Genomic DNA, 12,178 nt, shown 5'->3' on the forward strand with positions numbered 1-12,178 from the left:
CCGTGGCCGAAGGGGTGCGGCGCCTGGGCGAGATGGTGCAGCGCTACCGCTGACGTCTAATTTCCTGGGCGAGATCTTCGACTTCGATTGATGGACCGCTCCATCGGCTTTGCGTCGCGGATCGTCGGCGGCGTTCCTCTCCTGCTGGCGTTTCCGCCGGCAGGGGATGCGCCGCGTCCGATGGTGCTCTGGTTCCACGGGTTCGGCGTGGACAAGGAGGTGCACCGGAAGGAGCTGGAGCAGCTGGCGCGGGCCGGGTTCCTGGCCGTGGGCGTGGACGCGGCGGGCCACGGCGCCCGCCGCCTTCCGGACCTGGATGCCCGCCAGGCCGCCCCGCACGAGCAGGCGCTGCGGACGATGATCGGCCTTGCCGCGCAGACGGCGGACGAGGTCCCATCTATCGTGCGCGCGCTGGCGGATGAAGGCTTGGCGGACGCGGAGCGGGTCGGCGTCGTGGGCGTATCGATGGGTGGATACGTGGTCTATCAGGCGCTGCTGGTGGAGCCCTCCATCCGTGCCGCCGTCGCGATCCTCGGCTCGCCGGAGTGGCCGGAGGGCGACAGCCCGCATCGCCACCTGGACAGTTTCGGCCACACCGCGCTGCTGTCCATCACGGCGGAGCGCGACGAGAACGTGCTGCCCGCCGCCGCCCGCGAGCTGCATCGGCGGCTCGCTACGGAACACGCCGACGCAGCGCAGCGGTACTTTGAACTCACGGGCGCCGTCCACCTGATGTCCGAAGAGCACTGGACGCAGGCCATGGACGAGACGCTGCGCTGGCTGGCGCACCACCTTCAGCCGGAGCCCTGAGCGCCCCGCGAACGCGGCTCTTGCCTTTTGTTTCCCGCACATATACTCATTGAAGCCTTCGACTTGCGCTCCCGCGCGAGTTCTCTTCGTTGGGCCCTCCCCGCGGTACTCCCATGAGCCAGCTTCTGCGCTACACACGCGTCGTTGCGTTCTATGCACTGGTCGTAACGGGCACCCTGCTCAGCATCATCAGCATGGTGGTCGTGCTGGAGCTGCGGGAGGTAAAGGTCCCCCCCGAACTCTCCGCCGACCAGCTCCTCGGGACTCTTACCTCGTCGCAGCAGACATCGGAATCCCGGACCGACGCGCCGGCCGCCTTCCAGGTGGACTCCGCCGAGATCGCCGCCGCCCGGAACGATACGACCGCCAGGGGCAGGATGCTGGTGGAGTACTACGCGGCCCAGAACCGGCTCGCGGAGCAGTGGCAGGCGCAACGCAACGCGCTGGTGGCAGAGGGTCAGGAGGCCGCCGAAGCCGCTTCGCTGTTGTACGCCGCAGAGGCCATGCGGCCGGGCGACCGCGACCGGCTGTTGCGGTTCGTGGAGATCAAGGAGTGGCATCACAAGCAGATGACTTCGGCCGGCGAACGCCTGAACCACCAGCGAGCCAGCCTGGCGGCCGTGAACCAGGCGCTGCTCGCCCTGCGGATTGCCCCTGCCCCCGCGGTGCACGCAACCGGTGACACCGTCAAGAAGGCGGAGGTCGCCGCGCAGGCCAAGCTCGCGAAATCGGCATCGTTCGGCACCCTCCCGGCGCGGCAGGACGTCGGGCTGTTCGATACCACGGGCGTCTTCCGGTTCCATCCCTTCGCCGCACTCAGCGGCTGGCTGCGTACCCAGCAGTCGCTGGAGCTGGCGTCCATCATCGGCATGCTCGGCTTCGGCCTGCTGGGTGCCGCCGCATCGACGGTGGTCCGCGCCCCGCGCACCCGGACGCGGAGGTCGCGGCTCGGCGACAACCTGACGCAGCTGGTGGTGAGCGGCACGACGGCCGCGTTCGCGACGTACCTGGCCGTCAAGGGCAGCCTGGCCGTGGTGTCGACGGACGGCGCCGAGCCCAACCCCTACGTGCTGCTGCTCACCTGCTTCGTCGCGTCGGTCTATTGGGAAGACGCGTGGGAGCGCGTCCGCAGCGCCGTCCGGCGCGGCCGGGAGGATGACGACGACGATGCCAGCTCCGATGAGGACGTCGATCGGCCCAAGGTAGCGCTCCCGAACATCGCGGTGGTGGGCGCGCGGGCGGAAGCGAACGAGCCTGAGCAGCAGCCGGATCGAACGCCCCAGCTGGCCTGAGCGCTTCAGGAAGTTCCACGACGCACGACGGCCGGGGGATCGCTCCCCCGGCCGTCGTCATTTCTCCGCTGTTCTCCGCGACCTCCGCGCCTCCGCGTGAGAACCTTCGATCCGTCAGGCGGACGTGCAGTCGTACGGGTCGGTCGCGGTGGTGCTCGCGGGAGAGGTGCCGTCGCGGCGCGTGCCCACCTTGGTCTCGAGCGCGATCCCCGTGTAGTACTTCTTGAGGATCTGGTCGTACGTGTGGCCCGCGCGCGCCATGCCGACGGCGCCCGTCTGCGCCAGACCCGCGCCGTGGCCGTTGCCGCCGCCGTACGCACGGTATCCGGTGAGCGCGCCCGACGAGTTGGTCACCCGCTCGATCACGAAGAGCGTGCTCGGAAGCATGGTGGGAACGCCGGTGCTGCTGATGTACGGCATCGCGGAGCGGATGGCGGTTCCCGTCTCGGTGAAGGTGCCCTGGTCCGTCACGAATTCGATCTGCGTCACGCGCCCGCTGGTGCTGGAGCGCGCCAGGATGTTGATGGCGTTCACGTTACCGACGGGCTTGTTGGCGAAGTCGCCCACCACGCAGCTCATCTGCGCCATCGTCCAGGTGTAGTTCCACCGGTGGTAGCTGTGGAAGCCGCCGTACGCCCCGGTCCACGTGGGGGTGCGCAGGTCGGTGAGCAGCGCGCTGACCGACGGCAGCTCCTGGCCGGGCGGCGCGTCCCACACCGTGCGCAAGTAGGGCGACGAGGTGGCGAACACGTCTTCGACGTTGCTCGTCTTGCCGCCGCTGGTGGCGTAGAACAGGGCGCTGATCATGGCGCCGTTGTACGTGGCCACGATGCCCGCCGTGGCGTTCACGGCGGCGGTGCTGATGGAGTGCTCCGCGGCCGAGCCGCCGTACACCTGGTCCTGCACGGTGGCCAGCACGTCGTAGCCGTTGTTCCAGTGCTTGCCCAGGCTGGAATGCGCGTAGGTACGAGCCGCCACCGCCTGCGCCTTCTGCGCCTCCGCCTCAGGATACACGCTGGGCCCCAGTTCGCGCGGGACCACGCCGTACAGGTATTCCTCCATCCCCACCTCGTTGATGCCCGCCAGCGTCCCCGCGGCGTTCTGCATCACCTCCGCGATGCCGCGGTACTGCGCCGTGCCGATGATCACCCGCGCGGTAGACGCCACGGTGATGCGCGGCTGGGCGCGCGAGCTGGCGGCCGTCCCCGTGCTCTTGGTGGTCACGTAGCGCGGCTCGTAGACCGTGGTGTTCACCGTCTTCCACAGCGCCGACGTGGTCGCCAGGCCGGCGTCGATCACGTTCTGCTTGTAGATGCGCTCCGCGGTTGTGTCCATGGGCAGCGGCCGCTCGCCGATGTACACGCGCCAGCAGCTGGCCGTGGAAACGTATTCCCACGCGGAGGGAAAGCCCGCCTTGACCCCCGCGGCCACCCGCTGGTCGCGGTCCGCGGCGGTCGTGGTGCACACCACCTGCAGGCGGCGGTTGTTGGTCGCCACCCCCACCGACTGGTTCCACGTCACCGTCACCATCTCGCTCGCCAGCCCCGACACCAGGTAGGCGTTCGTCCCCTTCTCGCGGACGTCGTACGCCACCGTCGCACCGATCTTCACCGACGTGGCGGCGGGGATGATGCCCACGCGGATCTTTCCTGCATACGGCTCCAGCGTGTTCCGCGACACGCCCGCCGGCGCGGCGATGTCGGACTGGGTGGGCAGGCTGTCCGCGCACCCCGCCGCGGCCGAAAGAAGGGCCAGCAGGGCAAAGCGGAACTGTCGTGCGTGCATGTGCACCTCGGGGTGGGTGGATGGGGACCGCGGCGAACCTCAGGACTCGGGAACGCTGCGGCGCAAAGGTAGCGCACGGCACGCCAGGGGGCGCATCGGTCCCGGGGATGATCTCGCTCGGAGCTGTATCATACAGGTTCCGCAGAAAACATGCACCTCCCGCCACGGCGTGAACGTTCGCCCGGGCTGCTGGACCGTGGGAGCAGAGCTTGCCCTGTTTCGGCGGACATGGATCACCGGCAACCCTGTCGTGGGATGGCATGCGTGCGAAGAACCTGTTCATCGCGGCCGCACTCCCGGCGTTCGCCGCCGTGGCGGGCACCTGCTACGTCGTGCAGCCGATGGGGGGAGGGCGGCCGATGAGCGCGGCCCCGGCGGTCTCGGCCGAGCGGCTGGAAGCCCACGTGCGGGCGCTCTCGGAAGAGTTCGTTCCGCGCGACTACACGCATCCCCAGAACCTGAACCGCGCCGCGGCGTACATCCGCGACGAGCTGGAGCGCGCAGGGGGACGGGTGTCGGTGCAGGACTTCGACGTGCGCGGAACCACGTACCGCAACGTGGTGGCGTCGTTCGGGCCGGACGAGGGCGAGCGGATCGTGGTGGGAGCCCACTACGACGCGGCGGGCACCTACCCCGCCGCGGACGACAACGCCAGCGGCGTGGCGGGGCTCATCGAGCTGGCCCGCCTGCTGAACGCGGAATCGCTGAAAACGCGGGTGGACCTCGTCGCGTTTTCGCTCGAAGAGCCGCCGTTCTTCCGCATGGCCCACATGGGAAGCGCCGTGCACGCCAGGTCGCTGCGCGCTCAGGGGGCAAAGGTGCGGCTGATGATGTCGCTGGAGATGATCGGCTGCTTCAGCGACGCGGACGGAAGCCAGCAGTTTCCGCTCGCCGTCCTCAAGGCGTTCTATCCCTCGCGCGGCAACTTCATCACCGTGGTCGGAAAGCTCGGGCAGGCCTCCGCCGTGCGCCGGGTGAAGCGGGCGATGCGGAAGGCGTCGCCGCTGCCTGTGCACTCCATCAACGCACCCCGGTGGGTTCCCGGCGTGGACTTTTCCGATCACGCCAGCTACTGGGACGAGGGCTACCCAGCGGTGATGATCACGGATACCGCGTTCTATCGAAATCCCCACTACCATACCGCACGCGACACCGCCGACACCCTGGACTACGCGCGGATGGCCATGGTGGTACAGGGCATCCACGCCGCCGTCCTGCGCCTGTCGTGATCCCGTGCGATGCCGACGCTGTCATCCCGAGGAGCGGCCACGCCGGACCTGCCCGTACACGGCAGCTTGCAGCGACCGAGGGATCCGCCACACAGCCGGCGTTGCGCGCCGAAACCGCAGCCCCCTCACAGCCCTGCAGTCGAAGCCGCACGAACTGGTCGAAGCGCCGTCGTATTCCCTCTCCCCTGCGAAGCGGGGGAGGAGGGCCGGCGGGCGAGGCTCCTGCAGCATGCGCAGGCACCGATTTGAAACGCCGGATCCTCAGCCGTATCACGCCGTCACAGCCCGGCGCGTCTAATCGTTTTCGGGACGGGTTCTCTATGCTCGCCTAAACCTGAAGTGAAACCCATGAAACGCACCGCGATCGTGCTGCTGGCGTTGGCGGCGGGACTGGCTGGCTGCGGCTGGGTTACTGGGCCAAACATGAACCGCACGGAAGAAGGCTTCTCCGCCATCGCGGGACGCAGCGCGCTGATCCTGCGCAACGAATCGCCACATCCCGTTCACTACGTGGCGCTAGAGGAGGAGACGAGCCACCGGGTAGACCTGAATCCCAACCCCGCCGAGTGGCGCAGCGTGCAGCCGGGAGCCGAGGTGAGCATCGCGTACGCCGAACTCGACGGATATCACCCCGGCGCGGACTGGGCGGTGGTGCACTGGTGGTCGCAGGGGGCGTCGGGACGTCTGCGGGTCGCGCTCCGTTGATCATCGCACGACGGGCCCGGCTCGCGATCACGCTCCGGCCTCGCTGATGTCACGCGGAGTCGCGGAGGAAAAGAGAAGAGCCGCGGAAAGGGCACCAACCCCTCCGCGGCTCATCTGTTTCTCCGCGCCTCCGCGTGATCCCCTCTCCCGGCGGACCGCTGAATCAGCCCCGCGACTCGCCCGTGCCGGTGACGGCTTCCTCCAGCAGTTCCGCCACGTCGCCGGTCCCCCGCTCGATCAGCTCGCGTAGCCGGGCGATCTCCTCGCGCGCCTTGAACAGCTCGTCGGTGATGGAGAGCGCCGCCAGCGTCGCGGCGCGGAACGGCTCCAGCGTGGGATACGACGGCAGCGCGCGGATCATCTGGTCCACGTGCTCCGCCACGGCGCGGGTGTACTCCGGCGGCACGTCCGAGCGCAGGACGTGCTTTTCACCCGCGATCTCTACCGTAACGGTGTGGCGCGACGGCTGCGGCTTGCGGGGGCTCACTTGCGGTTCTCCAGGATGGCCAGGCGCGCCAGCAGCCCCGTAATGCGCTGCCGCGCCTCGGCGGCGCGGCTGGTGAGCACCGCGTTTTCCGCCCGGAGCCGGCGCAGCTCGTCGCCGGACTCGATGGACGGCAGCGAGCCCATCGAGGTCAGGTCCTGCAGCTCGCCCCGCAGCCGCTGCACCTCCTGCTCCGCCTCCTGCGCGCGCCGCCGCCACTCGTCCAACGCGATGGCGGCGGCGCGCGCGGCACGCTCCAGCCGGTCCCACCCCGCCACTTCGGCGGGGGCGGCCGGCCCGGCGGACTGCATCACCGCGTGATCAGCGTCGGCGGACGCCATGCCGCTCCTCGAGAGCTGCCAGCACACGGCTCACCGCCGCATCTACCTCCGCGTCCGTCAGCGTACGGTCCGCCGCCCGGAACCGCAGGCGGAACCCCACGCTGCGCGTCCCCTCCGGAATGCCCTTCCCTTCGTACAGGTCGAATGGGAAGACGTTCTCCAGCAGCTCGCCCGCGGACTCGCGGATGGTCCCCCCCAACTCGCCCGCCGCGAGCGACGTGGGGACGAGAAGCGCCAGGTCGCGCTCCGAGCCGGGATGCACGGGGAGCGGACGGTACTGGACGTTCCTGCGTTCGACGGACACGGACGGCAGCCGGACCTCCAGCACGAACGTGGGCCCGGCCCAGGCGGGCGCATCCACCTCGCCCTCCGCCGCCTGCCGCGCCCTGCCGATCTCGTCGCCCCCGGCGAACAGCGTGAGACGGCCATCGACCGCATCCACGCGGCCATCCGGGTACTCGCCCGCCAGTTCTTCCAGCAGCCCCTTCAAGTCCCACAGGTCCCACTCCGGCGCGGCGCCGCTCCAGTGCGGCGGGCGGCTGGTACCGGTGAAGGCCGCGGCGACGCGCCGCTCCTCCCCCGCCCCCCCGCCGACCGGCGCCAGGAAGGCCGCGCCAATCTCGAACAGCCGCACGTCGCGTACGCCGTGCGCAAGGTTGTGCTCCACCCGGCGCAGCAGCCCGGGCACCAGCGCGGAGCGCAGGTACGACTCCTCCGCCGAGAGCGAGTTCAGCACGGCGACGGTGCCGGCCGACTCGGGTGCGAACGGCACCGTGCGCGCCTCCAGGAAGCCCCAGCGCACGAAGAGCGAGCGGATGCGCGCCTCCACCGCCACGCTGGGATCTTCAGGCACCGTGCTGGGCCGGTGGGGAGCGATCTCCTCGGGGAAGCTGCCGTAGCCGCGGCGGCGGGCCAGCTCCTCGATCAGGTCGATCTCCTCCACCACGTCCGGGCGGAAACCCGGCACCAGAACGCGCATGGGCCGGGGCCGCACGTTCACCTCGAAGCCGATGGGCTCCAGCAGGTCGCGAACCTCGTCCGGCGCCAGCTCCACGCCCAGCACCTGCCGCACGCGCTCCTCGCGAAGGCCGATGGCGCGCCGCTCGTAGCGATGCGGCACCAGGTCCACCGCGCCCACCGCCTCCCCCCCGGCGACGGTCAGCACCAGTTCCACGACCCGGCGCAGCGCCGCCGGCTGGCCCTCGGGATCCACCCCGCGCTCGAAGCGGTACGAGGCGTCCGTCGAAAGCCCCTGGCGCCGCGCCGCACGGCGGACGCGCTGGGGATCGAACAGGGCGACTTCGATGAACAGGTCCGTCGTTCCCCCGCCCACCTCGCTGTCCCGGCCGCCCATCACCCCGGCCAGGGCCACCGCGCCGTCACCGTCGGCGATCACCACGTCCTGGGCGTCCAGCGTACGCTCCACGCCGTCCAGCGTCGTCAGCGTTTCGCCTGCGCGGGCGTGACGGACGGCGACGCGGCCGCCGCGCAGCAGGTTCAGGTCGAAGGCGTGCACGGGCTGCCCCAGCTCGTGCAGCACGTAGTTGGTCGCATCCACCACGTTGTTGATGGGCCGCTGCCCGATGGCGCGCAGGCGGGTGGCCAGCCACTCGGGAGACGGCCCCACGCGCACGCCCCGGACGATGGCGCCCATGTACCGCGTGCACCCTTCGTCGTCCTCGATCTCCACGTCCATCCCCAGGTCGTCGCACGCGCGCCGGCCGGCGTGGACGGGGAACGAGCCGCCGCGGCGATTCGGGAAGGCGGGAAGCTCCACGCCGTCCTCGCCCGTGGGGGCCAGCTCGCGCGCCACGCCCAGGTGCGAAAGCAGCTCGCCGCGGTTGGGCGTCACGTCCACCACCAGCAGGTGATCGTCCAGTTCGAGGGCGTCGCGGAAACCGGTGCCGGGGGCGAACTCGCCGTGCAGCGTCATCAGCCCCGCGTGGTCGCGGCCCAGCCCCAGTTCGCGCGCGGAGCAGAGCATTCCCTCCGACGCCTCGCCCCGCAGCTTGGCCTTCTTGATCTGCAGCCCGCCGGGCAGCGTGGCGCCGATGGGCGCGAACGGGTACAGCCCGCCCGCCTCCACGTTGGGCGCGCCGCAGACCACCTGCAGCCGCTCGGCGCCGCCGGCGTTGACGGTGCACAGGCGCAGGCGGTCGGCGTTGGGGTGCTGGCGAACCTCTTCGACGCGGGCGATCACCACGTCGCCGATGTCCGCACCCAGATATACGATCTCGTCCACGGGCGCGCCGAGCATGGCCAGGCGCTCGGCCACTTCCTGCGGCGTTCCCTGGAGCCCCGGGGCAATCGACCGGAGCCAGCGATAGGAGATGTTCATGACGTCCGTCGATTACGTGAACTGCCCAAGGAACCGCACGTCGCTTTCGTACAGCAGCCGGATGTCGGGCACGCCGTAGCGCTGCATGGCGATGCGCCCCGGCCCCATCCCGAAGGCGTAGCCCGTGTAGCGCTCCGGATCGTAGCCGGCGGCGGCGAACACGTTCGGGTGCACCATGCCGGCGCCCATGATCTCCATCCACCCCGTGCCCTTGCAGGCGCTGCAGCCGGAGCCGCCGCACAGCTGGCACGACACGTCCACCTCGGCCGAGGGCTCGGTGAAGGGGAAGAACGACGGGCGGAAGCGCGTCTTGGCATCCGCCCCGAAGAAGCGGCGGACGAAGGTGGAGATGGTGGCCTTGAAGTCGGCGAAGGTGATCCCCTCGTCCACGGCCAGCCCCTCTATCTGCTCGAACGCCGGCGCGTGGCTGGCGTCGAACGGGTCGCGGCGGTACACGGTGCCGGGGACGACCACGCGGACGGGAGGCGCGAACTGCTCCATCACCCGCGCCTGCATGGGCGAGGTGTGCGTGCGCAGCAGCACCTCGTCCGTGACGTAGAAGGTGTCGTGCATGTCCGTCGCCGGGTGGTTCGGCGGGAAGTTCAACTTGGAGAAGTTGTACTCCTGCGTTTCCAGCTCCGGCCCGGCGATACGGTTGAAGCCCAGGTCGCGGAAGATCTCGCAGATCTCGTCGATCACCAGCGTTACCGGGTGCACCCCGCCCTTCCAGCGGCCGCGGCCGGGGAGCGACAGGTCGATTCCTGGGCCCGCGTCGGCCGCGGCCGCGAACGAGGCGGCTCGCTCGTCGAGCAGGGCAGACAGCGCCTCCTTGACGCGGTTCGCCTCGGCGCCCACCACGGGGCGCTCCTCGGCCGAAAGCTCGCCCAGCCGGCGAAGGATGCCCGTCAGCCGGCCCTTGCGCCCCAGGTACTCCGTGCGCAGCGCCTCCAGCGGCTCGGCCCCGCCGGCGGCGCCCACGGCTTCCGCGCCCTGGGCCTCCAGCGCGCGAAGCTGCGCGATCAGTTCGTCGGTCACCGTCGTCGTCGGCATGTCCCCGTGTACTCCCGTGTGCCCGCGGGCCCGGCGCCCGCGCGTGGCTCAATCTCCGAAACTTACCCCCGAGCGGCCGTTTGGCTACCCCGGCCCAACGAAAAGCGGCGCCGGAGAGGGTGTCTCCGGCGCCGCTGGTCCCGTCCGAGCGTGCTGCGTCAGGCAGCCAGGCTCGTCTTGGCGGCGTTGGCGATCTGCGTAAACGCGTTGGGATCGCGCACGGCGATGTCGGCCAGCACCTTGCGGTCGATCTCGATGCCGGCCTTGTTCAGGCCGTCCATCAGGCGCGAGTACGAGATCTCGTTCTGGCGGGCAGCCGCGTTGATGCGGATGATCCACAGGCGGCGGAACTCGCGCTTGCGGTTCTTGCGGTCGCGGTAGGCGTACTTGCGCGCGCGCTCGACGGCCTCCTTGGCCGTCTTGTACAGGTTCTTGCGGCGGCCGAAGTAGCCCTTGGCTGCTTCCAGGATCTGGTTCTTGCGGCGCAGGCGCGCCACGTTGGTCTTTACGCGAGGCATGTCCTCATCCTTCCCGGGTTACGAAAAAGTCGTGTAAGCGGATGCGGGCAGGCTCAGGACGCGAGCAGGCGCTTTACGCGCTTCTCGTCGGCCTTGGCCAGCATGGTGGTGCCCCGCAGGTTGCGCTTCCGCTTGGGCGACTTCTTGGTCAGGATGTGGCTGTGGAACGCGCTGCCACGCTTTACGCGGCCCTTGGCCGTCACCTTGAAGCGCTTGGCGGCGCCCCGGTGGCTCTTCATCTTCGGCATCGAGAACTTCCCTTTTCAGGTCCGCCCGGGGGCGGGATGTATTAGCTGGTCGGCTGCGCCGGCCGGGGGGCCGGCGGAGCGGCCGGGGCCGCCTGCTGCGCGGGTGCCCCCGACGAAGCGGGAGCGGCCTGCGGCGGCTTGGCGGTGGGGGCCAGCACCATCACCATGCTGCGACCCTCGAGCATGGGGTGCGACTCCACCTTCGAAAGGTCCTGCAACTGCTGGAACACGCGGTCGAGCACCTGCCGCCCGTACTCGGGGTGGGCCATCTGCCGCCCGCGGAACATCATGGTGAGCTTCACCTTGTGTCCCTCGTCCAGGAACTTCCGGGCGTGGCGCACCTTGAAGTCGAAGTCGTGGTCCTCGATCCCGGGGCGCATCTTGACTTCCTTGATCTGCACGTGGTGCTGCTTCTTGCGCGCCTCGCGCGCCTGACGCTGCTCCTCGTACTTGAACTTGCCGTAGTCCATGATGCGGCAGACCGGCGGCCGGGCCATGGGCGCGACTTCCACCAGGTCCAGCCCCTGATCTTCCGCGATCTCCAGCGCCCGTTCGATCGACAGAATCCCCAGCTGCTCACCTTCTGGGCTGATCACCCGGACGGGGCTGATGCGGATCTGCCGGTTCACACGCGTCTTCTCGTTGATACGCCGCTCTCCGGTATCGAGGACAAACAAAAAGGACGGATCTGAAACTTCAGATCCGTCCACGCGCCAGCGAAGCCGTCCTCCCCGTGTGGGGAGGCGGCCGTCGCTCCGCGTTTTGCGGACCTGGCAGCATCGTGCGCCCAAGGCGCCCGAGCCGAAAGGTGGGGAACCCGCCGGTTCCCACTTTCCTGCAATTTGGTCGGGGAATCTAGCCCCGGGGGTGGGGCGCTGTCAACCGGGGGCTGGCCGCGGCCGTATGGGCAGGGCTTTGGGCCAGGTGGATGGGTGGGCCTCGGCCGTGCTGGGGCGAATGAATTCGCGGCAACAAGGGCCCGAAGTCCGCCTTCGCGGACTGCATCCGCCAGTCCAGCGCGCCACCCCCGCCGAAGCGCGATCGAATTCTCCCCTCTCCGCATGCGCAGCATGCGGGAGGGGCCGGGGGAGTGGCCACCCGAGGCATGCGCCGGCTTGAATCGAAAGGCCTCACCGCCTCGTCAGGATCGTTGCGCTCACGCTGCCCTCGTGACGGGCGACTAAAGTCGCGGCTGGCAAATCACGAAGTCCGCCTTCGCGGACTGCATCCGCCATTCCAGCGCGCCACCCCTGCCGAGGCGCAAGCGAATTCTCCCCTCTCCCGCTTGCGGGAGAGGGGCCGGGGGAGAGGGCAGCCGCGGCATGCGCCGGCCCAAGTCCCAACGCCCCGACAACCGCCAGCCCTCACCCACCGAACC

12 protein-coding genes are annotated in these 12,178 nt (G+C 69.8%); 4 read left to right on the forward strand and 8 right to left on the reverse strand.

All coding sequences use genetic code 11. The features are described from left to right. Positions 1-90: 90 nt before the first annotated feature. Together VIB55_RS04405 and VIB55_RS04410 are read left to right on the forward strand one after the other, a co-directional pair. Positions 91-810 carry an alpha/beta hydrolase family protein gene (locus tag VIB55_RS04405; protein WP_331875455.1) on the forward strand — a complete coding sequence of 240 codons (720 nt, stop codon included), beginning with the start codon at positions 91-93 and terminating at the stop codon, positions 808-810. Between the two features lie 113 nt (positions 811-923). Next, positions 924-2,102 carry a hypothetical protein gene (locus tag VIB55_RS04410; RefSeq protein ID WP_331875456.1) on the forward strand — a complete coding sequence of 393 codons (1,179 nt, stop codon included), beginning with the start codon at positions 924-926 and terminating at the stop codon, positions 2,100-2,102. A 114-nt stretch (positions 2,103-2,216) separates the two neighbouring features. Here VIB55_RS04410 and VIB55_RS04415 read toward each other — a convergent pair whose 3' ends face one another. Then, positions 2,217-3,887 carry a SpoIID/LytB domain-containing protein gene (locus VIB55_RS04415; protein WP_331875457.1) on the reverse strand — a complete coding sequence of 557 codons (1,671 nt, stop codon included), beginning with the start codon at positions 3,885-3,887 and terminating at the stop codon, positions 2,217-2,219. Between the two features lie 260 nt (positions 3,888-4,147). Here VIB55_RS04415 and VIB55_RS04420 point away from each other — a divergent pair, with 260 nt between their 5' ends. Both VIB55_RS04420 and VIB55_RS04425 read left to right on the forward strand, forming a co-directional pair. After that, a complete protein-coding gene (locus tag VIB55_RS04420) occupies positions 4,148-5,116 on the forward strand; it encodes a M28 family peptidase (RefSeq protein ID WP_331875458.1) in 969 nt (322 codons plus the stop codon). A 348-nt stretch (positions 5,117-5,464) separates the two neighbouring features. Further along, a complete protein-coding gene (locus VIB55_RS04425; RefSeq protein ID WP_331875459.1) occupies positions 5,465-5,821 on the forward strand; it encodes a hypothetical protein in 357 nt (118 codons plus the stop codon). A gap of 163 nt (positions 5,822-5,984) precedes the next feature. Here VIB55_RS04425 and VIB55_RS04430 read toward each other — a convergent pair whose 3' ends face one another. The 7 genes from VIB55_RS04430 to infC all read right to left on the reverse strand — a co-directional run bounded on the left by VIB55_RS04430 (position 5,985) and on the right by infC (position 11,429). After that, positions 5,985-6,308, reverse strand: a complete 324-nt coding sequence (locus VIB55_RS04430; RefSeq protein ID WP_331875460.1) for a cell division protein ZapA — start codon at positions 6,306-6,308, stop codon at positions 5,985-5,987. Further along, on the reverse strand, positions 6,305-6,646 hold the full coding sequence (locus tag VIB55_RS04435; protein WP_331875461.1) for a hypothetical protein: 342 nt from the start codon (positions 6,644-6,646) through the stop codon (positions 6,305-6,307). Before VIB55_RS04435 ends, VIB55_RS04430 begins: the two co-directional genes overlap by 4 nt. Continuing rightward, complete coding sequence (gene pheT, locus VIB55_RS04440) at positions 6,627-8,984, reverse strand: phenylalanine--tRNA ligase subunit beta (protein WP_331875462.1); 2,358 nt, start codon at positions 8,982-8,984, stop codon at positions 6,627-6,629. The genes VIB55_RS04435 and pheT overlap by 20 nt, the downstream gene beginning before the upstream one ends. Positions 8,985-8,996: 12 nt before the next feature. Then, the gene (gene pheS / locus VIB55_RS04445) at positions 8,997-10,034 is read right to left on the reverse strand and encodes a phenylalanine--tRNA ligase subunit alpha (protein WP_331875463.1); all 1,038 of its coding nucleotides are present in this window, start codon (positions 10,032-10,034) and stop codon (positions 8,997-8,999) included. 158 nt (positions 10,035-10,192) lie between these two features. Beyond that, positions 10,193-10,552 (reverse strand): 50S ribosomal protein L20, encoded by a 360-nt coding sequence (gene rplT / locus VIB55_RS04450; protein WP_331025916.1) that lies wholly within the window; start codon positions 10,550-10,552, stop codon positions 10,193-10,195. 53 nt (positions 10,553-10,605) lie between these two features. Next, a complete protein-coding gene (rpmI, locus tag VIB55_RS04455) occupies positions 10,606-10,800 on the reverse strand; it encodes a 50S ribosomal protein L35 (RefSeq protein ID WP_331025915.1) in 195 nt (64 codons plus the stop codon). A gap of 41 nt (positions 10,801-10,841) precedes the next feature. Beyond that, on the reverse strand, positions 10,842-11,429 hold the full coding sequence (gene infC / locus VIB55_RS04460; RefSeq protein WP_331875464.1) for a translation initiation factor IF-3: 588 nt from the start codon (positions 11,427-11,429) through the stop codon (positions 10,842-10,844). Between the last annotated feature and the right edge of the window lie 749 nt (positions 11,430-12,178).

It is taken from the genome of Longimicrobium sp. (assembly GCF_036554565.1).
Lineage (GTDB): Bacteria > Gemmatimonadota > Gemmatimonadetes > Longimicrobiales > Longimicrobiaceae > Longimicrobium.